The organism is Paenibacillus sp. 1_12, assembly GCF_900114475.1.
GTDB lineage: Bacteria > Bacillota > Bacilli > Paenibacillales > NBRC-103111 > Paenibacillus_S.
Genome location: NZ_FOTE01000018.1, coordinates 81122 through 108029 on the forward strand (window position 1 = coordinate 81122; position 26908 = coordinate 108029).

General features: G+C 49.1%; 26 protein-coding genes. 19 read left to right on the forward strand and 7 right to left on the reverse strand.

Annotated elements, in window-relative coordinates; all coding sequences use genetic code 11:
• Window positions 1-6: 6 nt before the first annotated feature.
• Entirely contained in the window at window positions 7-1023 is a 1017-nt protein-coding gene (locus BM210_RS27465) for a FecCD family ABC transporter permease (RefSeq protein WP_091175484.1), read from the reverse strand.
• Entirely contained in the window at window positions 1024-2019 is a 996-nt protein-coding gene (locus BM210_RS27470; RefSeq protein ID WP_256224094.1) for a FecCD family ABC transporter permease, read from the reverse strand. It abuts the gene before it with no gap.
• A 742-nt stretch (window positions 2020-2761) separates the two neighbouring features.
• Between BM210_RS27470 and BM210_RS27475 the strand changes: the two genes are divergently transcribed.
• The 4 genes from BM210_RS27475 (at window position 2762) to BM210_RS27490 (ending at window position 7100) form a co-directional block, all read left to right on the forward strand.
• A complete protein-coding gene (locus tag BM210_RS27475) occupies window positions 2762-3787 on the forward strand; it encodes a LacI family DNA-binding transcriptional regulator (protein WP_091175487.1) in 1026 nt (341 codons plus the stop codon).
• Window positions 3788-3899: 112 nt separating this feature from the next.
• Window positions 3900-5060, forward strand: a complete 1161-nt coding sequence (locus tag BM210_RS27480; RefSeq protein WP_091175488.1) for a Gfo/Idh/MocA family protein — start codon at window positions 3900-3902, stop codon at window positions 5058-5060.
• A gap of 153 nt (window positions 5061-5213) precedes the next feature.
• Window positions 5214-5936 carry a ThuA domain-containing protein gene (locus tag BM210_RS27485; RefSeq protein WP_091175490.1) on the forward strand — a complete coding sequence of 241 codons (723 nt, stop codon included), beginning with the start codon at window positions 5214-5216 and terminating at the stop codon, window positions 5934-5936.
• A 60-nt stretch (window positions 5937-5996) separates the two neighbouring features.
• Entirely contained in the window at window positions 5997-7100 is a 1104-nt protein-coding gene (locus tag BM210_RS27490) for a Gfo/Idh/MocA family protein (RefSeq protein ID WP_091175492.1), read from the forward strand.
• 136 nt (window positions 7101-7236) lie between these two features.
• Here the strand turns inward: BM210_RS27490 and sspI are convergent, their stop codons facing one another.
• The gene (sspI, locus tag BM210_RS27495) at window positions 7237-7440 is read right to left on the reverse strand and encodes a small acid-soluble spore protein SspI (RefSeq protein ID WP_091175494.1); all 204 of its coding nucleotides are present in this window, start codon (window positions 7438-7440) and stop codon (window positions 7237-7239) included.
• Window positions 7441-7608: 168 nt separating this feature from the next.
• Here sspI and BM210_RS27500 point away from each other — a divergent pair, with 168 nt between their 5' ends.
• From BM210_RS27500 to BM210_RS27520, 5 genes are all read left to right on the forward strand, one after another.
• Window positions 7609-8268, forward strand: a complete 660-nt coding sequence (locus BM210_RS27500) for a potassium channel family protein (RefSeq protein WP_091175521.1) — start codon at window positions 7609-7611, stop codon at window positions 8266-8268.
• A gap of 27 nt (window positions 8269-8295) precedes the next feature.
• Window positions 8296-9144 (forward strand): TrmH family RNA methyltransferase, encoded by an 849-nt coding sequence (locus tag BM210_RS27505; protein ID WP_256224091.1) that lies wholly within the window; start codon window positions 8296-8298, stop codon window positions 9142-9144.
• 95 nt (window positions 9145-9239) lie between these two features.
• Window positions 9240-10076, forward strand: a complete 837-nt coding sequence (locus BM210_RS27510) for a hypothetical protein (RefSeq protein WP_091175495.1) — start codon at window positions 9240-9242, stop codon at window positions 10074-10076.
• 277 nt (window positions 10077-10353) lie between these two features.
• Window positions 10354-10800, forward strand: a complete 447-nt coding sequence (locus BM210_RS27515; protein WP_091175497.1) for a hypothetical protein — start codon at window positions 10354-10356, stop codon at window positions 10798-10800.
• Between the two features lie 52 nt (window positions 10801-10852).
• Window positions 10853-11299: an ExeA family protein gene (locus BM210_RS27520; protein WP_091175499.1), complete on the forward strand. Its 447-nt coding sequence runs from the start codon at window positions 10853-10855 to the stop codon at window positions 11297-11299.
• Window positions 11300-11564: 265 nt separating this feature from the next.
• Here BM210_RS27520 and BM210_RS27525 read toward each other — a convergent pair whose 3' ends face one another.
• Complete coding sequence (locus BM210_RS27525; protein WP_091175500.1) at window positions 11565-12479, reverse strand: helix-turn-helix transcriptional regulator; 915 nt, start codon at window positions 12477-12479, stop codon at window positions 11565-11567.
• Window positions 12480-12658: 179 nt separating this feature from the next.
• Between BM210_RS27525 and BM210_RS27530 the strand changes: the two genes are divergently transcribed.
• The 4 genes from BM210_RS27530 (at window position 12659) to BM210_RS27540 (ending at window position 17930) form a co-directional block, all read left to right on the forward strand.
• Complete coding sequence (locus tag BM210_RS27530; RefSeq protein ID WP_091175502.1) at window positions 12659-13798, forward strand: oligogalacturonate lyase family protein; 1140 nt, start codon at window positions 12659-12661, stop codon at window positions 13796-13798.
• Between the two features lie 138 nt (window positions 13799-13936).
• Entirely contained in the window at window positions 13937-14101 is a 165-nt protein-coding gene (locus BM210_RS35045) for a hypothetical protein (RefSeq protein WP_177238032.1), read from the forward strand.
• A 132-nt stretch (window positions 14102-14233) separates the two neighbouring features.
• A complete protein-coding gene (locus BM210_RS27535) occupies window positions 14234-17296 on the forward strand; it encodes an endo-1,4-beta-xylanase (protein ID WP_091175503.1) in 3063 nt (1020 codons plus the stop codon).
• Window positions 17250-17930, forward strand: a complete 681-nt coding sequence (locus BM210_RS27540; RefSeq protein WP_177238033.1) for an S-layer homology domain-containing protein — start codon at window positions 17250-17252, stop codon at window positions 17928-17930. The genes BM210_RS27535 and BM210_RS27540 overlap by 47 nt, the downstream gene beginning before the upstream one ends.
• 863 nt (window positions 17931-18793) lie before the next feature.
• Here BM210_RS27540 and BM210_RS34435 read toward each other — a convergent pair.
• Together BM210_RS34435 and BM210_RS35050 are read right to left on the reverse strand one after the other, a co-directional pair.
• Window positions 18794-19147 (reverse strand): transposase, encoded by a 354-nt coding sequence (locus BM210_RS34435; protein WP_218184983.1) that lies wholly within the window; start codon window positions 19145-19147, stop codon window positions 18794-18796.
• Window positions 19148-19187: 40 nt separating this feature from the next.
• Window positions 19188-19376, reverse strand: coding sequence for a hypothetical protein (locus BM210_RS35050; RefSeq protein ID WP_091175508.1), 189 nt, complete (start codon window positions 19374-19376; stop codon window positions 19188-19190).
• Between the two features lie 151 nt (window positions 19377-19527).
• On the opposite strand from BM210_RS35050, the gene BM210_RS27555 reads away from it, so the two are divergent.
• The 6 genes from BM210_RS27555 (at window position 19528) to BM210_RS27575 (ending at window position 26443) form a co-directional block, all read left to right on the forward strand.
• A complete protein-coding gene (locus tag BM210_RS27555) occupies window positions 19528-21792 on the forward strand; it encodes a helix-turn-helix domain-containing protein (RefSeq protein WP_091175509.1) in 2265 nt (754 codons plus the stop codon).
• A 106-nt stretch (window positions 21793-21898) separates the two neighbouring features.
• Complete coding sequence (locus BM210_RS35870) at window positions 21899-22192, forward strand: hypothetical protein (RefSeq protein ID WP_256224096.1); 294 nt, start codon at window positions 21899-21901, stop codon at window positions 22190-22192.
• Window positions 22134-23012, forward strand: a complete 879-nt coding sequence (locus tag BM210_RS27560; protein WP_371263559.1) for an ABC transporter permease — start codon at window positions 22134-22136, stop codon at window positions 23010-23012. The genes BM210_RS35870 and BM210_RS27560 overlap by 59 nt, the downstream gene beginning before the upstream one ends.
• A 28-nt stretch (window positions 23013-23040) precedes the next feature.
• On the forward strand, window positions 23041-23922 hold the full coding sequence (locus BM210_RS27565; protein ID WP_091175512.1) for a carbohydrate ABC transporter permease: 882 nt from the start codon (window positions 23041-23043) through the stop codon (window positions 23920-23922).
• 56 nt (window positions 23923-23978) lie between these two features.
• Window positions 23979-25532, forward strand: coding sequence for an extracellular solute-binding protein (locus tag BM210_RS27570; protein WP_091175514.1), 1554 nt, complete (start codon window positions 23979-23981; stop codon window positions 25530-25532).
• Between the two features lie 191 nt (window positions 25533-25723).
• Window positions 25724-26443, forward strand: a complete 720-nt coding sequence (locus tag BM210_RS27575; protein ID WP_143101107.1) for a glycoside hydrolase — start codon at window positions 25724-25726, stop codon at window positions 26441-26443.
• A gap of 245 nt (window positions 26444-26688) precedes the next feature.
• On the opposite strand, the gene BM210_RS27580 is transcribed toward BM210_RS27575, so the two are convergent.
• Window positions 26689-26908 (reverse strand): integrase core domain-containing protein (locus BM210_RS27580; protein WP_143101108.1); only part of this gene is annotated, 220 nt, incomplete at its 5' end.

Sequence of the window (26908 nt, forward strand, 5' to 3'; positions counted from 1 at the left end):
TGAGTTTTATTTGGATTTGGTAAGTAAATATAAGAAATAGGGAGCACCGATAGCGGCGACTACAACACCTGCAGGAATGGCATTAGGCTGGAATAAGGAGCGCCCTATCGTATCCGCCACAACGAGAATCACGAGACCTATAAGGCCTGCTATCGGTAAAAAGTGTTGGTGCATCGGTCCGACCAAGCGGCGTGCAAGATGAGGTGCAACCAAGCCGATAAACCCGATTCCTCCTGCCATCGCTACACTTGCACTGGATAAAGCTACGGCAGTAGCCAGAAGCAGCAAACGCTGCTTGCGTACGGCGGTTCCAATACCGGTGGCCACCTCGTCCCCGAGCGAAAATGCATTTAATGCTTTCGTCTGGAAGAAGCTGTAAGGAACAAAAATGAGAATCCATGGAAGCAGAGCATAGACGTGAATCCAATCCCGTCCCCAGACATTTCCGACCAGCCACCTTGCGGTGAATGCATAGGTCGTTTCATCCAGACGAAGCGATAAAAACAACGTGATGGCACTAAATCCCGCAGCAACTGCAATTCCAATTAGAATTAAGCGAATAGGCAGGAGACCTCTTTGACGGTCATAAGCTAGAATCACAATCAGAAAGGCTGACAAAATACCACCGATCAAAGTAAATAAAGGAATCAGAAGTGCGGAAGTATCCTTCATCGAATGAAAAAAACTAACGAATGCAATCAGACCAAAAGCGGCCCCTGCATGAAGACCGAGAATACCGGGATCAGCCAACGGATTGCGTGACAACCCTTGTAAGATGGCTCCAGAAACACCTAAGCCGATTCCTGCCAGCATTGTGATCAAAATTCGCGGCAGGCGATATTCGAATAAAACCAATTTGTCATCAGGGCTGCCATGACCCAAAAAGGTTTGGATCACCTGAAAGGGAGCGAGCCGTATGGTTCCTGTGTTCAAGCTGATCAAGATGGCACACATGCCAATAATGAGCAGGATGATCCCGATCTGAATTGTTTTTTTCTCACGTGTCGGTGCTTGCCGTTTCATCTATAAGCTCCTCCTTTCTTTACGAGCTAGATAAAGAAAGAAAGGAACGCCGACCATAGCGACCATAATGCCAAGTGCAAGCTCTCTGGGCGGGTTGACCATTCTGGCACCCATGTCGGCTACAACCAGCAGCACAGCACCCAATATCGCAGAGAGGGGAATGATCAATCGGTAATCAACACCGACCAGCTTGCGTGCCATGTGCGGGATAACCAGCCCAACAAAGCCAATCGCACCCACGGCTGAAACCGATACCCCGGCAAGAATCACTGATGCGGTCATGCCAAGCAGCCGGATCCGTTTCGTATTGACCCCGAGATTCAGCGCGACATCATCACCCAAAGAAACCAGCGAGACTGAACGTCCAAGCGTAAAGGCCCACACGATAGTAATCAAAATAACCGGTACTAGCAGCTTCAATTGTACCCATTTGACTCCGGCAACGCCGCCGGCATACCAATAAGCCAAATCCTGAGCCAAATTGTAATAAATCGCGATCCCAGAGCTCAGTGAATGAAGCAGAGCAGCTACCACTGCGCCTGCAAGGGTTAGTCTTAAGGGGGTTAGCCCGCCGGCCGAGGATCTGCCCAGCATGAAAATAAATAGCGTGCTCAGTACAGCCCCGCTGAAAGAGAGCACAATTAAAGCCGAATAGGGCAAATTAGGGAAAAACGCAAAGCTAAGAGCGACGGCAAAGGTAGCACCTGAGTTAATTCCCAGTATTCCCGCATCCGCCAGCGGATTACGTGTCACACCCTGCATTAAAGCTCCAGCGACGGCAAATGCTGCCCCCATGACCGCTGCCCCTATTACTCGAGGAAGTCTGAGCTCATGAATGATCTGGTGAGCAGTCAATTTGGGATTATAATCGATCACGGCTGTCCAAACGGTACTAAGTGTCATCTCCTTGGCTCCATAGGATATCGCCAAAAACATAGCAGCCAATAATCCACACAACGCAATAATAATGATAAGGCTAAAGGAAAAGAGCTTCATACTTGAAGTGGCTTGGATTTTTCTCATAGGATTGCTGTGCTGCTTTTGACACCTCCAGCGTACGGATCCCTCTGTATGTAAAACGATAATGATAATTATTATCAGTCGAAATTATACGTTCTTTTCTATAGAATAGCAAGCAACAATTTAGGATTCCTTGGGAAGAGAGATCAGAAAGCTGGAGCCGATTCCCGGTGTGCTGCTGGTCTCGATGGTTCCGCCATGCGCTTCAACAAGATGCTGGACAAAATCGTGAAATGAATGAAGGTAAGACTTGCAGATTATGTATTGACATAGGAAGCATCCCATGAGAAAATGTACGCGTGTACATTGTGTATAAATATACTATAAGATATTGCTCGTGAAGTCAGTTTTCTGAATGTTGTGCGTAGATACTAAGCCTAATTTTAAAGAGGTTAGTCAGTCATTCAGTCATTCAGTTTGCCTACAAACTGTAAGAGTGTGATGAATAAATGAGCGAAGCGACCGTGGTGTTCTGGAGATAGCGGAGCGGTGCCTTTGTTTCCGGAATTTAACCGCTAAATATCTTATAGAATAAATCTGGAAACAACAGCAATCGGAAGAATACTTCGGTCGCGCAGCGGGACTTATTCACTGCATCTTGCTAGTTTTCTACGAAAACTTTAAGGTGGATGCTTACGAAGTCAGTTTTCTACGAAAACTTTAAGGTGGATGCTTACGAAGTCAGTTTTCTACGAAAACTTTAAGGAGGGATCGTCCTATTGTAACCAGGAAGGAAGTTGCTGAGCTGGCAGGTGTATCCGAGGCTACAGTTTCCCGTGTTTTTAATGGTGTAGGGCCAATGAAGGCACAGACGAAGCTGCGAGTGCAGGAAGCTGCCAAAACACTTAACTATCATCCCAACGCGATAGCTCAGAGCTTTGCCCGCCGCAAAAGCGGAAATTTGGGCGTTATACTTCCCTTTTTGCCAAAGGTTCATTTGTTCTCGACGTATTATTTTTCTGAAGTGTTAAGCGGTATTGGCGCCAAGGTGAAAGATAAGGGTTACGATCTGCTGCTTACGTTTCGTTCGCTTGATGAAGAGAGCGATTACATTGAACGCTTCCGCTCGCAAAAGGTGGATGCCTGCATTATTCTGGGAGCTAGTGATACCCCGCAGGAAAGGGAACAGCTGAAGACACTGGAGTCGGAAGGGCATCACTTTTGTCTGGTCAATCAGCATTTTACCGGTGAAAGCTTCAATGAAGTCGACGCGGATCACATCGGCGGCAGTTATCGCGCGGTCAAGCATTTGATGGATAAAGGACATAAGCAAATCGCTTTTCTGAATGGCTCCTCGCAATTTTCCAATAGTGCGGATCGTTATGAGGGCTATAGAAGGGCAATGGGGGAAGCGGGAAAGAACGCGGAGGCTGTTCGTAATTTATATTACGAAGGCAATTACAGCCGCACCAGCGGATACCGGATGGCGGCAGTATTGTATGAACGCAGGCATGAGATCGATGCGATATTTGCGGCGAACGACCGGATGGCCATAGGTCTTATGCAAGGTTTTCGTGAGCTGGGTTGGGAAGCCGGGAGAGATGTTGCCATCGTTGGCTACGATGACTCCGATGCGGCCAGAGTGACAGACCCGCCGCTCACAAGCGTGTCGGTTCCTTTCTATGATATGGGCAGTCTGGCAGCGGAGCGACTGCTTGCTCAAGTGAATGGTGAGCAGGGCAGCTTTCAAGTTAAGCTGGACACCGAGCTTGTGGTCAGACAATCATGCAGCAAAATCACATAAATTGAACACAGCTAAGTCAGGCTTACGGGTGGTTCAGCCCATTCAGTGAGGGCATGTGCACCCAATTTCAGATGATAGTCCAGTGTGAAATGATGAAGGAGGCAGATTGAGTATGAAGCAGATTAATATCGGGATGGTTGGTTATAAATTTATGGGCAAGGCGCACAGCCATGCTTACCGTGATTTACATATGTTTTTCCCGAAGGTTGCCAAGCCAGTTATGAAGCTGATCTGTGGCCGTGACGAAGAGGGTGTGGCTCAGGCAGCCGAACAGTTCGGTTGGGACGGTTATGTGACCGATTGGCGCGATATGTTAGATCGTGACGATATTGATGTGATCGATATTAATGCGCCAAGTAATGCGCATATGGAAATTGCCCTAGCAGCGGCTAAGGCTGGCAAGCATTTGTTCTGCGAGAAGCCGCTGGCGCTGACGCTGCCAGATTCCAGGGAAATGCTGAAAGCAGCAGAGGATGCAGGCGTGAAGCATATGGTTGGCTTCAATTACCGTTTTGCACCGGCTGTAATGCTGGCCAAGAAGTTAATCGATGAAGGCCGATTAGGAGAAATTTACCATTTTCGCGCTTGGTTCCTGCAGGATTGGATTGTTGACCCGGAGTTCCCACTGGTTTGGAGATTGCAAAAGGAAATTGCCGGCTCCGGCTCTCATGGAGATTTGGGCGCGCATCTGATTGACCTGGCTCACTATTTGATCGGCGGCATGACCGAAGTGATCGGGATGAGCGAAACGTTCATTAAAGAACGACCGGAGCCTACATCCATGACAGGCTTGAGCGCGAAGGGCAGTAAGGATGCACCTAAGGGTCCAGTTACAGTCGATGACGCGACACTGTTTATGAGCCGTTTTGCGAATGGAGCTCTGGGAAGCTTTGAAGCGACGCGGTTTGCACCAGGACATCGCTGCACGAATTCATTCGAGATTAACGGCAGCAAGGGCAGCGTGAAATTCGATTTCGAGCGGATGAATGAATTGCAGGTATATTTTACAGATGACGCCGAGGATGTTCAGGGCTTCCGTCGTGTATTGGCGACCGATCCTTCTCATGCTTATATGGACGCTTGGTGGCCAGCCGGTCATACCATCGGATATGAGCACACGTTTATCCATGAGGTTGTCGAGCTCATGCAAGCGCTTCAAGAAGACCGTCAGCCTGTGCCTAATTTTGTTGATGGCGTGAAGTGCCAAGAGGTTCTGGAAGCCGTCGATCGCTCGATAGCAGAACGCCGCTGGGTTCGAATAGACGAAGTCTAAGAGTTTAGTAAATTAAATCACGCTGCGCGTCTATATATGCTTCAGAAATTATGCTTACGATGCAAGTTTGCTCAAGCAAACGCTCAGCTGTTGAAATGATTCTTATGAGAGTATGCAATCATCCAATCCTACTAGTTCAAAGGAGCGTATAGAATGAAAAAAGCATTGATCGTTCAAGGCGGTTGGCAAGGTCACCAGCCTAAGGAAGTTTCTGAAATTTTTCGTGTTGTCTTAGAGGAAGAAGGTTTTGAAGTCGAGGTATCCGATACGCTGGAGGCTTTTGCCGATGCTGATAAGCTGTTGGGACTAGACCTGATTGTACCTGTGTGGACCATGGGCGAGATTGATAAGCAGTACGCCAAAAATGTATCGGAAGCCGTACAAAGCGGAGTTGGACTTGCAGGCTGCCATGGTGGTATGTGTGATTCCTTCCGTAATAATGTCGACTGGCAGTTTATGACCGGCGGCAACTGGGTAGCACATCCGGGCAATGATGGTGTCGAATATGTAGTCAATATTAAGGGCAGTACGAGTCCGCTCGTAGAAGGAATTGAAGATTTCACAGTATCCAGCGAGCAGTATTACCTGCACGTGGATCCAGCCGTAGAGGTATTGGCAACAACGAGATTTCCTGTGGTAGAAGGCCCACACTCCTTGAATAAAGCAGTCGATATGCCAGTGGTCTGGACTAAACGCTGGGGAGTTGGACGCGTATACTACAACTCGCTTGGTCATCAAGCAAACATTATCGACATACCTCAGGTTAAATTGCTTATGCGTCGCGGCCTCTTATGGGCGGCAGAGGGTAAGGCTCAAGCAAGTACCAAGGCTTCTGCTTCTGCCGCATACTCAGGTATGGGCGATAGCCAGGTCTAGGTCTAGTCAAGCAATGAAATAACTTAATCAAAATCAAGAACCAGAGAGGAAGCATTTGAAATGGAAAAAGTACGTGTAGGTATTATCGGATGCGGGAAAATAAGCGCTATTTATTTTAAAAACTGCCAAACATTTTCGGCTTTGGAGGTAACGGCATGCGCTGATTTGAACGTGGCAAGAGCAGAAGCAAGTGCGGAAGAGTTCGGCATTGCCAAAGCTTGCTCAGTAGCCGAGCTGTTGGCTGATCCGGATATTGATCTGGTCATTAATTTGACGATTCCAGCAGCTCATGCTGATGTATGCATACAGGCACTTGAAGCAGGTAAACATGTGTATGTAGAAAAGCCGCTGGCTGTAACCCGTGAAGAGGGACAACGTATTCTGGCTGCTGCGAAGAAGCAAGGACTATTGGTAGGCAGTGCACCGGATACATTCCTTGGCGGCGGAATCCAGACCTGCATCAAGCTGATCAACGATGGTTGGATTGGAACTCCGATCGCTGCCAGCGCATTCATGATCGGTCGCGGTCACGAGCATTGGCACCCGGATCCTGAATTCTATTATGCACCGGGTGGCGGCCCTATGTTCGATATGGGTCCTTATTATTTGACTGCTCTCGTAGCTCTGCTGGGCCCTATTCAACGTGTAACGGGTTCCGCTAAAATCTCATATCCTGAGCGGACCATCACCAGCGCTCCAAAATTTGGACAAAAAATCAAGGTAGAGACACCTACACATGTTGCCGGCGTACTCGATTTCCATAGCGGCGCTATTGGAACAATTATTACGAGCTTTGATTCCTTTGGCGGTTCGCAAGTGCCACGGATTGAAATTTATGGCAGCGAAGGTACGCTGAGTGTACCGGACCCGAACACATTTGGTGGTCCTGTACTAGTACGTCGTCATGATGCGAAGGAATTTAGTGAAGTGCCGCTAATTCACGGTTATACGGATAACAGCCGTGGTTTAGGCGTATTGGATATGGCTTTCGCTATTCGTAACGGCAGATTGAATCGTGCGAATGGTGAGCTTGCCTACCATGTGCTTGAGGCGATGCATGGCTTCCACGATGCGTCCGAGCAAGGTAAACATTATGTTATGCAAAGCACGTGCGAGAAACCTTTGCCGCTTCCAAGCGGATTGGTTCGAGGTATATTGGACTAATCTTTAATCATTGACTGGTTAAAGAATATGATATTAATACAAATAGCCACTACGGTCCGAGCTGCTTTCGAATGATAGCAGGATTCGGATACCGATAGTGGCTTTTGTGCAATCTGCTCATTGTAGACGAATGCCTCTAAACCAAGTGCTCCTTTAAAGCAGTTACCATTTGCGATTGAGCGCTTTTTTCGCTGTGCTGCCAAATGATCTCGAACAATACACCCAAACCGGGAAGTACCTGCTCGGCGCCACCAACAGAATCCTCGATAATACCTGTCAGCTCATCATCATTTTTATCCGTCACACGTTGAATAATGGCTTCTCTAAGGGAAATGTTCATAGATTGGTTCCTCACTTTGCTTACTGAATTTACTTGAATTAATATGTGCCAAATCGCTGTCGTTCATGCTTGATTATGGAGAAATCATTTTATGGTATAATAAAATACAATGGAAAGTTGTTCTGATATGAAGTCAAACCGTGATTTATAGAAGGGTGGTCGTTGTCCGTGAAAAAACAATTTGCCGTTATTGGCTTGGGTCGTTTCGGCACAAGCGTTGCCAAAACCTTGTCAGGCTTAGACTTTGAAGTATTAGCTATTGATAGCAGTGAACAACGGATCCACGAAATATCGTCTATCGTTACCCATGTTGTGCAGGCGGATTCGACAGATGAAGAGGCACTCAGAGCATTGGGGCTGCGCAATTTTGATGTTGTCGTTGTCGCGATCGGGGATGATATTCAAGCAAGTATTCTCACCACCATCATCGTCAAAGAAATCGGAGTGCCTACCGTTATTGTGAAGGCGCAAAATGAGCTTCATGGCAAAGTGTTGAAAAAAGTGGGTGCCGATAAAGTTATTTATCCGGAACGGGATATGGGCCAGCGGGTAGCGCATCATTTAATTTCCACAAATATTATTGAATATATCGAGCTGTCTGAGGACCATAGCATTGTTGAACTTAGAGCATCCCGAGCGATGATTGGAAAAAGTTTAAGCCAGTTGAACATTCGAGCCAAATATGGCTGTAACGTTATCGGAATCAAAACAGGTGCCAAGATGAATATTGCTCCGAGTGCTGATGACTTGCTCGATGCTGAAGATATTTTAATTATTGTTGGGAACAATGAAGATTTGCAAAATTTTGAAAAGACGTTCGCGGAATAGCAGGATGATGAGGAGCAGTGAAAAGCATTGATTACATCTGTACACAATCCGCGAGTCAAAGCGTGGACACAGCTGCTGGACAAAAAAGGACGGGATCAGCAGCAGCAATATATGATCGAAGGCGTACATCTGGTGCAGGAAGCATTGGCTTCCGGTGTCAAGATGGATACGCTCGTATACGCGGAGGAGCGGCAGCACGCGCTGCCCTCGAATTTATTGAATAACGCTGTCAGCGCCGGGGTGGAATGTATTGCCGTCAGCGATGCGGTTTTAAGTAAATGTGTGGACACGCAAACGCCACAAGCCGTATTTGCTGTGCTGCCAAAGTTGAGCTGGAGACCCCAGGATTTGCTTCAGCCCTACGAGAGTGATAGGGAAGCTGGACAAGATACGAAGCATATAACCACTGCCGCGGCTTTAGTACCGAGCCTTGTTGTAGTTATCGACGGCGTGCAGGACCCAGGCAATCTGGGCACGATTATTCGCAGCGCGGATGCTGTAGGTGCTACCGGAGTCTTACTGGGGAAGGGCACCGTGGATTTATATAATCCGAAAACCGTACGTTCCACGATGGGCTCGATATTCCATTTACCGATCGCTTCAGGCGATTTGGTAGAATGGCTGCCTTCAGCCGCTTCGCAAGGGGTTGCTATTGTGACAACCAGCCTACAGGCAACAGCAAGCTGCTATGATTTCGACTTTTCCCGTCCGGTCTGGTTCGTTATAGGTAACGAAGGTCAGGGAGTATCTCCCCAGGTATCCAGTCTGGCGACAGAGCGTATCCGGATTCCCATGCAGGGTCAAGCTGAGTCGCTGAATGCGGCGATGGCAGCGACAGTTGTGCTTTTTGAAGCGATGAGGCAAAGGGGTTTGTAATTCATTTATTTTGTTATTTAAATCAAGAAGATAAATCAAAACAAACACTAAGATGTGATGCACCTTGGTGTAAAAGTTTTGGAGTAGAAGGGAAATTGCTTTCAACCACAACAAAGAATGCCCAGAGATATGGTCAAAGCCTAAAGCGTTATTTAATCTGTCCGGATTGTGGTTGTGAATATGCCATAGACTCTAACAAAAAATTACTTGAAAGGACGTATTTTATAAAGGGATTTGAGGTGCTTTCAAATTTTAACATTGCTAATTTAACTTGGCCAGAAAGGGAAAGAGTATTTGGGCTAAAGCGAAATAGGATCCTCCGAATCATTGCATATTTTTCCTCAAGGGGGAAAAATGCGGATATTGCTAAATATACTGAAAAGGATATAGATGAGACAAAAATTGATAAAATTATTGAAAACATTAAAGCAGGTACAAAAATTTATGAAATTCAACATTGGGAATGTTGGGGAAATGATGAATACTATTTATTACATAGGTATCATTCAAGAGTGATCTTAGCTTATATTGCTAATAACTATTCTATATCACCAACGATAGAACAAGACAAAGATTTGGCTGGTATTATTGAAAATGTTTGTAGTGAATTATTGGAATCTGATGGAGACATAACATTGACGACGGTTTCAATGAAAATTGGTTGCAGCGCTACAACAATTCGGTGCAAAGGATGCTCCTCAATAATTAACAGATATAGAGAACAACAACAAATGAAACGTAGACATTCTCTAATTTTAAGAATAAAGCATTCCGTTAATGAATTTTTCAATCGGCATAAGGACGAAATGATTTATTTAAAGAATCTTTTCGAAAATCTCGAAGTATGTAGAGAAACAATCAGGAGGATTTCCCCAGATTTATGTAAACAAATCGATCGAAGAAGGGAAGAATGGAATCAAAGAATAAAATGAGAGATAATGTAAAGTGTAATACGCTAGGTCCAAGTCTGAATTGGCTTGATCTATATCACGAACAAATATTTTCTGACTTACCACAAGCATTCTTACAAGTCGAACGACTGCGGCCGCGGCGACTCTTCACTGAATAATTTTGGATCTTAGCTCTATTGGTTGGGTACACAAGTATGAATAGACTACCATCCTTCCCACTGATTATTTTGAGAAGGCAAGGTTTATCTAACTACCTTTTTTTATCAAGGCCCGATAATCATCATTAAAGGTAAAGCTTTTGAAGGAAGTAAATGCGGAGCTCGTTCAGCAAAAGCAGACTCTTGAGACGCTGGATAGCAATTTGACAGCTCTTCGTCAGCAAAAGGATGAATTAACACACCGATCCAATAATAAGAAGACAGAACATGCTACGGAAAAGGCATTCTACGAACAGGTGATAATGGTCATTCCAGAAGATTTGCGAAATCTGCAGCAGCTTGAACTGCGGATCCGAACAGAGGAAGAACTCAAAAAGTTGCTCGATGTAGAATGGAAGAAGGCGCAGCAGCAACATCAAGAGTGTAATAAGCGGTACGTAAAGGCTGTGGCTGTTTGTGACGTTGGACCCCATGAGCTACCTGCCGATCTATCTGTGCCACGCCACGCTCAAGCCGCGGGAATTCTACGGAGGCCTGCTGGAGGCACTGGGCGTCGAACCGGTCGACACGGTATCCAAGGCTCGTAAGCTATGGTAGGAGACGGTGAAAAGCCGTTGTGTACCGGGAGAACGAACGATTGTGCCGATCATTGATGAAGCCCATGAGATGAGCGAAGAGATGCTGCTGGAGCTGCGATTCGCGCTGAACACCAACATCGATTCTACCCTGCTGTTTCCCTTGATTCTGGTGGGTCAGCCCGAGTTGCGCAAGCTGCTGCGGCTCAAAAAGTACGAAGCGACGGTGCAGCGCATCGGGCTGCAATACCACCTGGGTCCGATGAGCAAGGAAGAAACCAGCGCGTATGTCCGGCACCACATGAGCGTCAGCCAAACCCAGAAGCCGGTATTTGCCGAAAGAGCCCTTCATCGGCTGTTTGCGGCAAGCCAAGGTTTGCCCCGCGTGGTCAACCAGATCGGCAACCAGATTCTGTTGGACGCCACGGCTCGCAATCTGGAGGTGATTGAGGAAGCCGATGTGGTCCGGGTGCTGGCGGATATGGACCGGCAGCGCGGCGTTACGAGTTAACCTCTCCGTATCCCCATCATCCCCAACGATTGGCGGATGCTGCTCGTATTCACAACGAGTGGCATCTGCTTTTTGCTTGCTTGTTTGGCTGGCGGTACATGTCTCACGCTGTTGGCGGGTTGTCACTCGGCTTCTACCGCCATTGTCGTTGATTTCTAAGCCGTCATTTTACGTGAGCGGCAACATCATGCTAAATTCGCAACACTCAAGTAAATCAGAAAGGATCTAATACCGGGGGAAGGGGAGCCCTTTCTCCGAAAGGGCGTCATCTACAGCTTGAGGGTCCTGAATTTCTCCTGAATTCGTTAGGACTCAGGCCTGCAATCGCTTTGAACACCTTGCTGAAATAATACGGATCGGAGAAGCCGACTTGCCCGGCTATGTGGGCTATGGACTGGGAGGAGCTGTCCAGCAAATACTTGGCCCGCTCTACCCGCAGCTCGCGAATGTAGGACTGCATCGAAATGCCCGCATATTTCTTGAACAGCTGGCACAAGTACACGTAGTTGTGATGGAACTGCTTCTCCAGCGTATCCCGTGTCAGCGATCTGTAGTAATATTCGTCCAGGTAGCGGACGATTGCCCGGTATGTGGCAAAGGAAGCGGGAATAACTCTTCCCGTGACGCTTTGCTCCAGAAACTGCCCCGCCAATTTGCTCAAGATTTGCCCAAGTAGTAAGGTCGAGTTGAACCGGAAGAAGCCCCGTGGGTCGTTCTGGTAGTCCAGCAATTGCTCGAACAGGCTTAATATTTCGTAACGGCGCTCCAATACATGCCGACGGGGAATCCAAAGTGGGTCGTGAGCAATGAATTCAGAAGTGCGCAGATCCTGCCGGTGCAGCTGTCCGGATTTTAGCTCCTCTGCTAAATGCCCTCCATCCTCCACAGAGCGCAGGCTCGGGTCGGCTGTGAACTGTGCCCAGAAAAACCCTGCGCTGTCCGGGACCTCCCTCCACATCGTATGTGTCTCCCAGGGCTGCAGCAAATACCATTCCCCCGATAGCAGCTCCAGCTTATTTAATCCGACCTGCAAATAAATCGGCCCCTCAAACACGATAAGCAGCTCAAAAAAAGGATTGCAATGCTCATTGTGGTTGAAGGCAAACAACGAGCCCAAATACCGTTTGGCCCATTTGACATCCAGTCTTGCCAAGCGCGACAAGGCGAATAGCTCCGGCATCCTGCACCTCTCATTCACGATTTTTCTTCATTATATCAAAAACTGAATAAATGATGGGAGTAAAAACGAAAGGCAGTCCATTTCAACCAACCAAGGAACACTCTATAGTAAGGGTACCCAATGCTTGCAGCGGATTACCGTAATCGGCAGAAGCGGGATAAGAGAGGGAGGGGATTGACATGGGCAAAGGAAAGATCTGGGCGCCGGAATGGAGCACGTATAATGATATGGACACCGGCGTGCCAGTGACGCAATTGACGAATTACAAGGGGCATAGCCATCACCTGTATTTCACCAACAATGGCTGGTATGACCAAGGCAATAAGCTGGTATTCGGCTCGGACCGCGGGAACCGCTCCGACCTGTTCTCGATTGACTTGCGTAATGGAGAGATCACACAGTTGACGGACACGGGGGACAACATCGACAACTTGACGGCTTGCCTTAATCCGCGGCGCAGGGAAGCTTATTTCTGGCAGGGACGCAAGATTATGGCCATCGACTTGGACAGCTTAAACGAACGGGTTCTGTACGAACGGCCGGAGCAGTTCCGGGGACACATCATGAATGTGACCGCTGATGGCAAGTATGTATGCACCAGCATTCATGAGCAGCTGCCCGCCCATCTGAAGCTGGACCGCACGAAATCGGCGGACTACCCTAATAAGGAAACCTTCGAGCATCAGCCCATCAGCCGGATCATCCGCATTTCCACGGATAGCGGTGCAACTGATATTATCTACGAGAATCAGGTCTTTCTCGCTCACGTCAATACTTCGCCAACCCAGGCCCACTTGCTGACCTTTTGTCACGAGGGGCCGTGGAACCGGGTAGAAAACCGGATTTGGGGACTGAATATGGACACCGGGCACACCTGGATGATCCGCCCGCGTACTACGCCCGAAGAAACCATTGGTCATGAGTATTGGCATGCCGATGGGCTAAGCATCGGCTATCACGGCTCACGCGGAGGAGAGAGATTCTTTGGCAAGGTCCGCTACGATAATACGGGGATGGAGGAAGAGAGCTTTCCGTTTCGTAACGGGCATGTTCATTCCAACGATTTTGAGCTGATCGTAGGCGACGGACAGGCGGGAACGTCGGTCAGGCTTTGGCAGAGAACGGGCAAAGACTTCTCCGGGCCGCGCACCTTATGCGCCCACCGCGGCAGCTGCCATGTGCAGAAGCTGCATATTCATCCGCGGTTCGACGCTGCCGGCGGCAAGGTGCTGTTTACCAGTGACATGTCCGGGTACGGCAATCTGTATTTGGCCCAGGTGCCCGATTTCAGCTCACTGCCGGAGACGGTGGAGGGGTAGCTGCTTGGAACTAAGACTTTGCATGTGGCATTCCTCGGGCAGTAAAATGGGTATCAGTCATGAGCTAATATGGCGTAAGCGAGCATGCAGCTTTACCGGAGCGCAGGGTTTCATACTAGGAGGGATTCATCGCCAAATATGATCCATCAGATTAAGCAAAAAATTGGAGGCCGTTGCCAAGATGATAGTCGGCGACAGCCGATGGAGTCTTTCGATGAGTTTGTGACCATGTGGAAGAAGCAAGGCGGCGATAAGATTATCAAGGAAGCTACCGAATGGTATAACAAGAACGGCAAGAAATAATCGGCAGGTTGAAGGTTCATTCCGAAGCGTCCAGATGCTATCCCTTGCATAGGCTAATACGCTTATTGTCATGGGATTGCTGCTGGCGCATTCGGTTGATCCATATATTAAGGCAAAAAGGGGCGCGGATTAATGAGAAGGCTTACAGCATTTATTTTAGCGGTTATTTTAAGTGTGATTCCGTTTTCTTCCTTTTTTGGCGGTGTTGCATCTGCCAACAGCAGCATCGTGAGACAACTGATATTTGATGACCGGGAAACTTTTGAGGTTAATCATGATTTTGTTATGGGCGGTGCATACAAGGCTGAGTATGTATCGCTTTCGACAGAGGTGGATCACACAACCGGTGAAGGCAAGAGCCTCAGAATGGGAAATCGCACAGCTTCTTATCACAGGGTTAAGCTGGAGAATATTTTCTTGGAGTCGGATCTGGGCAATAAATTTACGGTTGTGGCCTGGGTTTACTCCAAGGATGAGGCTGCTACCGGCGTATCAATAGGAGCTTATGGGGCAATAGGCACAGCATATGCAACTTCGCCCGCAACTTACGCTGCAGTTGATGTGCCGCCGAATACCTGGACCAAGCTTGTGATGGAATATGAGCATAAGAATGGGACCATTACTCAGCTTGGCATTGACCAAAGAGGCAGTGTCGGTACAAGCGCCGCCTCCACCTTGTTCATCGATGACATTACAATAACCAAAACAACCAAAACCGAAGGACTTCTTCCCTTCGAGACGAGGGTTACAAAAGAAGGCAGAAGGCCGATCCCGGTTGTTGCGGACACGGGAAAAGGTTATGAGAATTTAATTTTCTATGACAGAGAGTTTAATGATGATTCAAAGACGGACCCCGAAACCCAATTTAATAAGCTTCCTCCGGGGAGGGTCGTCAAGAACCAGAGCGACTTGATTAGCGCCAGCGTCACAGGTTCGCAATACGGCCAACTGGATATCGTCCCGGTAACGGAAATGCCCTTTACTACCGCGTGGCAAGCCGATGTCATTTCGGCTCCGGAAAATCCGTGGAACTATCAGCTTGTATTGGACAACATGACGGAGGGCACTGATTATACAGCCGGAGACAATATGCTGCTGGTGTTTTATATGAGAACACTGGAAACTTCTAAGGAAGACGGCACAGGCATGGTGCAGACTATCGTAGAGATGGATCAACCGCCAAATTCGAAAGCGCTTGCAGAAAATGTGGTAACCCTTGCGGGGCAAGGATGGCTCAAGGTATATCTGCCGTTTATAGCCAAGGCTGGGTATCCACGCTTATGCATTCGCTTGGGGTATCACCTGCAAACCGTACAATTCGGCGGGTATGAGCTGATAAATTATGAAAATCAGGTTGCGTTTGACAAGCTGCCGTCCTCCTCCATTATGAAAAGAAGTGATGGACGAGGCGTATTCAGCAAGGATAAAGCATGGCGCATAGATGCATGGGACAGAATTGAGCAGAACAGAAAGGGTGATATCAACATCGTTGTAAATGATCAAAACGGAAACCCGGTTGAGGGCGCTCAGGTAGACGTGAATATGGTCGAGCATGAATTTAAATGGGGATCAGCGATTAACGCTAAACTGTTGGCCAATGATCTGAGAGCTGTACGGGCAAGGGCTGCAGTAGCCGCCCTGTTTAACTCGGCTGTTCTGGAAACTGAGCATAAATGGGTGCCGTATGAGAATGATCCACAGAAAGCCGCAGACCTTGTGGACGCAGCAGCATCATTAGGGCTTAAGAGCTTAAGGGGCCATGCACTAATATGGGACAGAAGCTTCCCCAACGGTTGGACACCCAACTCGTCCATACCTCAGGATATGGCGGAGATGCTGGCGCAAGACGACAGAACTGGATTGGAAGCCAGGATTAGAGGACATTTCCAGAGTATTCTTCAATCGGCGCCCCATGTGATTGATGAATGGGATGTACTTAACGAAACACTGTCCAACAGGGCCATGCGCGAAAAATACGGCAACATTATAATTAAGGATTGGTTTCAATGGGCAAGGGAATATGCTCCTCAGGCGAAGCTGTATTTAAACGAGACGGGGATTATCGGCTTGAATCCGTCCAAGGTGTCCGCACTAAAAGCCGTGCTGGATTCAATGGTGGATAACCAGGTTGAATTTGACGGAATCGGTATTCAGAGTCATATTGGAGACAATTACACGGACATAGAAGATGTGTATGCCGATCTCATGGAGTTTGCTGCATATGGAAAAGAAATGAAAATCACCGAATTCGATATGGGAGCTGGAATTAGCAAGGACAGGGAGTATGAATCCAGCTTTACCCGAGATATGATGATCCTGTCGTTTAGCATTGAGAATATAAACGGATTTTACATGTGGGGCTTTCACAGCGGCATGCATTGGCTGAAAAATGCTTCAATTCTGAACGATGACTGGACGCTCAAAGCATCCGGAGAGCAGTATCTTGATCTGGTATACAACAAGTGGTGGACGCAGGAAAGCGGCCAAACCGGCACGGACGGCAAATTCACCACCAGGGGATATTACGGCCAATATGATATCACCGCAACCGCACTGGGCCAAACCAAGACCGTTGAAGCAGACTTCTCTAAGGGCCAGAACAACACCATCGTCATCACCCTGCCGGTCGAGCTTCCGCCAACCGAAGTAGTACTGGGAACGCCTGTTCTGAGAGTTGATTCAGTCGGTGATGCTCAGGTTGCTCTCAGTTGGGAACCCGCAATCGGGGCAACGGGGTACACCATCTATCAGAGTGTAACTGCCGGAGTTTACGGTGAAGAAGTGCAGTCGGTACAACAATCGGTATACCAGTCGGTATATCAGTCGGTATATCAGTCGGTATATCATTACACCGTCACCGGACTCAGCAACGGCACAACGTATTATTTCACCGTAAAAGCCACCGGTGCGGATGGAAAGAACTCGTATTCCCATGTGGTGAGTGCGGTGCCCATCTCCGCCGTAGGCTACGTATTTGCTCCACCACCACAAGGTACTGATTCCGATACAGACGAAACCGACAGTAGGAAAGACATTCATTCTCTGACCGTAGATGAGGAGGAAGCAGTGGCAGTGTTGCGAGATGCAGCCAATCAGGCACTGGTTCTTGATCTCAGCGGTTTGGGCGGTGAAGCCGGGCGGCAAATCGGTGGTGCAGCCCGCAGCAGTCATTCAAGCGGCCAGGGAAGCTGGTAAACCGCTTGTGCTCCAGGATGAAGGCACCGAATGGATAATACCTGCAGTTGCTTTAGCTGGAGAGGAAGCGGTGGTCTTGTCCATAGAGTCAGTGAAAACTTTCGGCGATATGGCGAACCACTGGTCGCAGCGGACGGTGGAGGTGATGGCGGCATGGCAAATTGCCAACGGTGTAAGCGAAGATGAATTTGCTCCGGATGACACCATCACCCGTGCCCAACTCGCGGCACTGCTGTCCCGCATTCTGCAACTGGAAGGAGCGCAAGCGTCTTTCTCTGATGTGGAGCCGGGAGTCTGGTATGAAGAAGAAGTAGGAGCGGCAGCCGCAGCAGGTATTATCCAGGGCGATGGAGACAGCTTCCGGCCCGATGATGCGGTTACTCGCCAGGAGATGGCGATGATGATTTTCAGAGCGTATGAAGCAGCAGGTGGTGCAGGGGTCGCTGCAGGCTCGTCTCTCCCGTTCACCGATGCGTCCGAGATCAGCGGATGGGCAGAGGAAGCGGTGGCCGCAGTATACAGCCTGGGCATCGCAGAAGGGAATCCCGACGGCACCTTCGCTCCCGGCAACAATGCTGCTCGTGGGGAAGCTTTAACTATGCTGCTGCGTTTTATGGATATTACAGGAATGTAAAAAGACACCGACAAAAGTGATATCCAAATTCAGCTGTTGGTCTCCTAATGCAGGTTCACTGAATACTTACAATAATTTCTACATTTAAATGATATTATCCCATCTTTCGCACCTTGAAAATCAATGTCAACAGGTTAAGGCTGAGGATGCCAAAGGTCAACAATTCACCTTGCGATTATGATGGAATTTGGATTTTCTGGGTGAAGGAATTCTAGGAATCGAGCGTCCCAAGCGCTTGGATCGACAGATCGGGCGATTTCATCCATCATGCACTGAATCATGGCACTACTCTTGTCGGGATCCTCTTGAACTACAGCCAGAACAAAGCGATCTTTTGATATGAAAATGAAGTATGTAAGAACGCCCCATGATGCGTTTGTCAAGTAAATGGAAGTTTTTTCTTTTGGAAAAAGGCATGCAAATGCCCGAGCGCCCTCATGTAAGTTTTTCCAGGTATTCAGGCTGCGGGATTTTTCTGAACCAAGTAGTCCAATTTTTGGAGTTGCTTCACTAATTGGCGTTCCCGGCGTTCGTTGTTGCGATTGGTCAGGTAGTCATTTCCCAAATCCGCATAGTCTTCTCTATTGGACAACAGATGATAGACGATGACCAATAACTTGTGAGCCGTGGCCACAGTAGCCTTATGGGTCCCCCTCCGTTTGGCGAGAGACCAGAACTTTGCCCCTAGGTAGGTTTTGGTTTTGGAGGCGGCATGAGCGGCTTCACACAGGGCGGTCTTCAGGGCTTGGCTTCCGTGAGTGGTTCGTGTACTTTATACGAAAATGATCTTTAAGGGTGGGTTTGCACGCATTTGACACAAAAAAACCACCTCCCGAAAATTTCGTTCAGATTTTTTTTGAAAGTTAGACAGATTGGCTATCCTCTAAATGGATCGTATACCCCATGGACTTGATATTATTCACCCAGTAATCAAGTCCTTTTTCCTTTTTGGGTAAATACTCCGCGCCTAACTCTTGGTATGTGGTTTTGTCTCGCAGCATCACATAGCAGATTTTTAAGATGACATGGGCTGTCGCCATGGTGGCCTTCTTGGGTCCTCGTCGTCGGACGACTCGGCTGTGTAAAGCCGCTAATCGCGAGTTTTTCGTCTTCGAAGCCGCCCATGCAACCTGACAAAGCACGCTTTTGAGCCCCTTATTGCCTTTGTTGGTTTTGGAGCTCCTTTTCTTGCCTGCGCTTCGTTGCTTCCCGGACATACCGCCGCCCATGAAGCCAGTAGCCGTTGGCGCGTTGTGCTCATATCTGGTGCATGTCGAAGTGAATGACAATAATCTCTTCGCTCTCGATGCTCTGCGAGTAGTCGACAGCAGGAGGAATATACAGCAAATCCCCGGCTTCCACGTGAAGCGTTTTCTGGTCACAGTGAATTTCGGCGCTGCCGCGCATGCCACAGGCCTGTTTAGTTCCCATGGGATCACGGCTCATCACACCTTACTCCGTATTGATTTTACCACAAGGCCAAGCAGAACGCGCTTTTTTTCCCCTCATAGCCGCTTGGGATTATTGACGGAACCTGCGATTTTCGATTAAGCTGTTGGCGGAGACATCTTAAGTCGGCATCTTCGGGAGGACTGAAATGAAAGCGTTTAAGTCAAGATATTATAACCAACTGATCTTATTTGCCGTATGCTTGATTGCACTGCCCGTTGCGGCCGTCGGCATGTTCTCCTACTACCGATCCTCCCATACCATCCAGGAAAGGGTAAACAGCAGCTCACTGCAATTGCTGGAGCAGACGCGCCAGCGGGTGGAGCAATCCCTTCGCACAGCCGATAACGCGGTAATCCAATTCGCTTCCTCCACCACACTCTCCAGGCTGCTGTCCATCGACGTAACGGAAGTACACCGCAGCGAGAACATATTGTTGATTGATGAGTTGCGTGAAGGCTTGGGCAGAATCAAGACCTTCGACCTGGGACCGGGCGATGTCCAGTTCCTGCAATTGCGTTACCGCTGGAAGTTTACCACCAACGGCGGATATCAGAGCTTCGCGCCGGACGAGCCCGATTGGGCAACGATGATCGATGCGCGGAGGGGCTCTTACTGGACAATCAATAACGATACCATCGATTTCGTCAAGCCGCTTCCTGCCACCTCTCTTGAACCGGTAGCCATTGTCATCCTGAAGATTCCTCTGCAGGATATCAGCAAATATCTTAATCCGCGCCAGGGAATGGGCAAGCCGTTTATTTATGACCGGGATTTCCGCATGGTTTACGATACTGTGCCCCTGCAGGAGGAACAGCTGGCCAAGCTTTCCCCTTATATACAGCAAATCGAGGAGAGCAAGCGGGAGGAAGGCTTGATTCCCGTCAGGGCAGGCGGAGAAAGCTATAATGTGATCTTCAGCAAATCAGACTACAGCGGCTGGACGTACGCTTCCTTCATTTCTGTCCGGGAGATGAACCGGGAAGCGGAGGCAATCAAGTGGTTTACACTGTTCATCTGCCTGTTCGTGGTTGCTGCGGGTGTTGCGGTTTCTTTGCCTGGTACCCGGCGAATCTATGTGCCTATCCGCCGGCTCTATGAAGAGGTGGTCGCTCCGCGGGCAGAGGAAGAATTGCTGAGGGGCAAGAACGAATTTGAGCTGATCGGCGAAAAGGTCAGACATTATGTACAAACCGAACTGAAGATGACCCACGAGCTTCAATACCAGCGCAACCAACTGAATGATTTCTTTATGATGCGTCTGTTTCTGGGCGAGGCCAGACCGGAGGAGCTGGAGGAGCCGCTTGCAGCCCAGGTGGCGTTATGGACAAACATGAATGTGATCGTGGTGCAGATTGATACCTGGGAAGGCACAGCGTATGGAGACAATGACCGGAATCTGCTGCTGTATGCCGCGGCCAACATTGCCGCCGAGCTTGTTCCTCCTGCGAATCGGCTGCTGAAGCCGATTGTGACAGACCAATCCATAGCTCTCCTGCTGGGAAGCGAGCGGCCCGAGGAGCATGGGAAGCTGGTTGATCAGCATGCAAGCCGGATTCAACAGATGCTTAAGCAATATCTGAAATTCCAGGCGAGTATCGGTATCAGCCGGCCGTTCCACAATCTGAAGCATACGGCGAGAGCCTATAAGGAAGCGTTGAACGCATTGAATTACCGGATCAAGCTGGGATATGAGTCCATTCTGTACATGGAGGATGTATCGCCCAATCACCGCATTGCTCCTGAATACCCGGAGAAGCTCAAGAGCGAGCTGACCGATGCCATCAAATTGTATGAACGGGAGCGGGCTTATGGACTGCTGAAGCAGTTTTCCCAGGAAATATTCAGTGTTCCCTTGTCCCACAGGGAATACCAGATGATGATGATCGTGCTGCTGACCGATCTGTTGAAGGTGCTGCAGGAGGCGGGCGGCTTGCCGCAGGCTCTGTATGGCGAGGAGAAATCGCTGTTCGATCAGATATTTGAATTGCAAACCCCGGATCAGATGGTGGAATGGTTCCACGAATCCATTGTAGATCCGTCCATCCTGCTTCTGGAGGAGCAGAAAAACTCCCAGCACCGCCGGATTTCCGATGAGCTGCTTCAGATGGTCCACAACGAATACAACACGAATTTGACGCTGGAGGGCTGCGCGCTGCGCATTAATTATCATCCCGATTATGTCCGGCATGTATTCCGCCGGGAGATCGGCATAACCTTCGGAGACTATCTGGCGCAGTACCGGTTGAAGATCGCCAAGGCCTGGCTGGCGGAGACGCCTATGAAGATATCGGAGATCGCCGAGCGGCTCCAATATACGAATCCGCAGAACTTCATCCGCTACTTCCGCAAGATGGAGGGAATGACCCCGGGACAGTACCGCAGTGCCCAATATGACACGGATGGCCGATGAGGCCCCCGTGTTTTTTTGTACATTATAGATTCGCGGGGCTATTTGGCAGCCGTCTAAGATTATCGGACAGCCGCCTGGGATAACACTGCCTCCAGGGAAAGAGAAAATGCTGAATTTGCGGCTATTCGGCAAGCGGCTCCTATTGAGCCGCCGCGGATTATTGCCGGAACCGCCGAGGGCATTTTACGATAAGGGCATCGCAAGACAAAAATATGAATTTGGGATGGATGGAGGCAAGGACGATGGAAGTAAGCAAAACAGCTGCATCTTCGGCAACGGATTACCCGCAAGCGGCCGCCGGCAGGCGCTCCGTGTGGAGACAGAGGGCTCGCCAGGTGAGAATGGATTATTGGTTGTATCTGATGCTGGTGCCGGGGCTTCTGTACTTTATTGTATTTAAATATGTGCCCATGTGGGGGGTGCTGCTGGCCTTTAAGGATTATCAGCCTTACATTGGCTTTATAGGCAGCCCGTGGGTCGGGTTGAAGCATTTTGAACGGTTCTTCACCGATCCTTCGTTTTGGGAGCTGTTCCGCAATACCTTTGTTATCGCCTTCTATAATCTGGTCTTTTATTTCCCGCTTCCCATCGTTGTGGCGCTGATGCTTAATGAAATCAAGAACGAATTCTTCAAGCGGCTGGCCCAGTCCTTCATTTATGTGCCCCACTTCTTCTCCTGGGTGGTGATCTCGGGAATTACTTACATCATGTTTACCACAGAAGGCGGGTTGGTCAACCAGGTCATTGAATATTTCGGCGGGGACAAGATCAACTTCCTGCTCAGCAAGGAGTGGTTCCGCACGATTATCACCGGACAAGTCATCTGGAAGGAAACCGGTTGGGGGACGATCATCTTCCTGGCTGCGCTGGCGGGAGTCGACCCCTCCTTGTATGAAGCGGCAAGAATGGACGGGGCCAACCGGTTCCGGCAGCTGGTTCATATTACTCTGCCTGCCATCCGCAGTACCATTATCATCCTTCTGATTCTGCGGCTGGGGAATTTCCTGCATATCGGGTTCGAGCAGATCTATCTGATGCTAAACGGCATGAACCGCGAGGTGGGGGAAATATTCGATACCTACATCTACACCAACGGGATTCAGCGTGGCCTGTTCAGCTATACCACAGCCGTAGGCTTGTTCAATTCACTGGTGGGCCTGGTGCTGATCGTCGCGGCCAACACAATAGCCAAGAAATTCGGCGAAGAGGGCGTTTACTAACGGAGTTTACAAGAAAGGAGCAACATCGATGATTCACGACCGCACATGGGGCAGTAGAGTGTTCACGGTAATCAATTATGTCTTGATCAGTTTGTTAGCCCTGGCAACCATTACTCCCTTTATTCACCTGATCGCCGCTTCCCTCACTACGGCGGAGGAGGTACGGGAGAAGAGCTTCATCCTGTTTCCCACGGTTCTGTCCTGGAATTCGTACTCCTATATTTTGAGCACCAATACGATTATCCTCAGCATGGGCAATACCGTCTTTATCACCGTCTTCGGAACCTTGGTCAATATCGCCATGACGACGCTGATGGCCTATCCCCTGGCGCACAAGACGCTGATCGGGCGGTCCCGCATCATGATGCTGGTGCTGTTCACCATGATGTTCGGCGGGGGGATGATTCCCTCCTTCATTCTTGTCAAGCAATTGGGTATGCTGAATACGTACTGGTCTGTCATTATTCCCGGCGCCATCAGTGCGTTCAATCTCATTGTGATCAAGAATTTCTTCCAGCAGCTTCCCGAGGGACTGGAGGAGTCGGCTAAGATGGATGGCGCCAATGACCTGTATATTCTGGCACGGATTGTCATCCCTCTGTCCATGCCTGCCATTGCCACGTTCTCGCTGTTCTATGCCGTAGGACATTGGAATGCGTTCCTCGGACCGATTCTGTATCTGAACGATCCCGACCGCTGGCCGATTCAGGTGCTGATGCGGCAGATTATCATTTTGTCCCAGGGAGGTATCGGGAATGCGGAGGAGATGGGGTCTGAATTCATTCTTCCACCGGAGCAAACGCTGAAGTCCGCTGTTATCGTTTTTGCCAATCTGCCCATTCTCCTGGTATACCCGTTCTTGCAAAAGCACTTCGCCAAAGGGGTGCTCCTAGGCTCGGTTAAAGGCTAAGCATCCATCGATGCGGCTTTAACAATACACTATAAAAATCAAGGGGAGATGTTGTCATGACAACTAAGCAAAAAAGAGGGAAGCTGTTGCCCGTCATCTGTGTGTTGACTGTATCGGCCGGGCTTGCCGCGGGCTGCGGAGACGGCAAAGACGCTGGAGGGCAGGAAGGGTCGATGGCTGGGCAATCGTCGGGAACCGCTGCCAAAGGGCCAACCACCATCACGATGATGATGCCTTACTACTCAACCGAGGCGCCCAAGAACAACCCCATTATCCAGAAGCTGGAGGAGTTGACCAATACCAAGCTGAACATTACCTGGGTGCCTGATGCAGCATACAAGGATAAGCTGTCGGTCAGCCTTGCGTCCGGCGACCTGCCTCAGGCAACGGTCGTGTCGCATATTGACGGTGGCATCTATGCACCGAGCATTGTCAGCGGTATCCGTTCGGGAGCGTTCTGGGAGATTGGACCGATGTTGAAGGATTATCCTAATCTGAGTACCAAGCTGAATAAGGATGTCATGAAGAATGCCTCGCATGACGGCAAGTATTATTCGCTTTACCGTTCCAGAGTGCTGGCCAACGGCGGATTTGTTTACCGGCAGGACTGGCTGGATAAGCTAGGGCTCCAGGAGCCCAAGACGCTTGATGATCTGTACAATGTGATCAAAGCTTTTGCTCTGAATGATCCGGATGGCAATGGGAAGAACGATACCTATGGGCTGATTTCCCGCAAGGGCTTCAACGACTTGAACATGCTGGCAGGCTTTTTCGGAGCGGGCAACGAATATGAGAAACGGGATGGCAAGCTGATTCCCAGCTTCTTCACCGATGAGCATCTGAACGCCATGAAGTTTATGAAGCGTCTGTATGATGAAAAGCTGATGAATGGGGATTTTGCCGTGACGGAATCCAGTCAATCCAAGGCCTTGTTCGAAGGCGGCAAAGGGGGGGGATTCATATCCACTTCAATCCGCGATGCAATTACCCACGATGCCGCCATCAAGAAAACCAATCCCAACGGTCAAGTGGGCGTAGTTTCCAGAATTCAAGGGCCCAAGGGGGAACGGATCATGGCTTCTCCGGGCTATAACGGCATCTTCATGTTCCCGAAGAACTCGGTCAAGACAGAGGAGCAAATGAGAGGCATCCTGAGCTTCTTTGACAAAATGTTCGAGAAGGATGTTGCCAATCTGCTCGGCTTTGGAATTGAAGGGATGCATTACCATCTGGAGGACGGCCTGGTAGTGGGAACGGAGCAGGAGAAAGCCTTAAGTCAGAAGGATGGAGCGCCGATCCCGCAATTGTCCATCATCGGTGATGAGATTCCCACATTAAAAGCAAAGAGCACCCCTTTGAACAATAAGGTAAAGCAAATGAACGTGGATAACGTAGACATTGCCATATCCAATCCGGCTTTGTCCACTCAGTCCCCCACCTTCACCGAGAAGAGCGGAGAATTGGATAAAATTAAGAACGACGCCAGAATGAAGTTTATCCTGGGAGAAATTGATGAAGCCGGATGGAAGAAGGAAGTGGAAAAATGGCTGAAGGCCGGCGGAGAGAAGGGCCTGGAGGAGCTTAACGCCGAATATGCCAAGTTGAAATAAAGGCGCTGCTTAAGTCCAATCCAGGCAAGGGCGCTGATAACGTATGTTGGGAGTCTTGACTGATGAAGGGTGACGTTTACTACTCCGCTATGACCTCCGGCAAGGATGAACAGAACAGACCGGGGCGGAAATGGTGCAGATGATTCAGGTGACACATACCATCCTTATTTTACCAAAACCTTGATTGAGGCATGAGCAATGAGTACATGCTGCTGGCCTCAAACCGGACGGGAGAGATGCAATTATACACCTTCCGCTTCCGGGACGGGCAGATGGTCCAGCTGACGGAGGAGCAGAATGTGGTACCGTTTAGCTCAGTGCTGGACCCTGTGCAGCATCGGGTATATTACTTCGCCGGACGGACACTGAAGTGTGTTGCGGCGGTTCCCTGGAGTCCTCCGGCCTGGATGAAGGATAACGGCTCCGCTGTCAAGGGAGGGCATGTGCGGCCGGAGCATTATGATGACCTGGCGTTGTATCTGAAGACCTGGGTGGAGCGCTATACCAAGGAATACGGGTTGAATATCAGATGGCTGAGCATTCAGAATGAGCCGAGCAATGCCACTGATTACGCATCTGCGGTGTGCTCCTTCCAGGAACTCAATGAGGTTGCCGTCCGGGTGGCAGATGCATTCGAGGAAGCGGGATTGTCCACCCTGATTGGCGCGCCTGAGGCAACGACGCTTGCGACCACCATGAATTTCATGAACAGCATGTCCCGAGAAGCGCTGGAGAAGCTTGATTATATCCCAACCCATTTCTACGACCTGGCTCCCGGAGATCTGGAGCGTTATGATCTGCGCAAATTCAGCAAGCCCCTGCTGATGACGGAGGTATGCGACGCTTGCGGCACCCGACAGAGGGCAGTTATGCCCAGCGCGGCTCCTTCTTGTATTTCTGTAATATTGTGAAGCTCTAAGTTTTGGTAGATCAATTGAACTGCACCCCAATTGTTAGACACAGTCTAACAATTGGAGGTGTAGTTTTTTGGCTAAATACTCAACTGAAGAGAAATTAGAAGCTGTCCTGGCTTATCTAGAAGGTAAAGCGTCATATAAGACCGGTTCAACACCCTAATGCTGGACACTATACCTCTTAATCAGCGGGTTTCATAGAATTGCTTGAAATTGCTATGTTTTGCTTAGTCTTTTGTGTCTTATACCTGAATAGATTTAGGTTTTACCTCGTTTTTCTTTAAAGCATCGATATATTCATAGGGCGACAAGTCGTAAATGCTCCCGTGAATCCGCTGCTGATTGTAGTCTTGAATGAATTGCGTGACGATCTCATAGGTCTGTGGATATGTTTCGAATTCATGCCTCCCATAGCATTCGGCCTCCAAAATAGCGTGGAAAGATTCAATATGTGCATTTTTA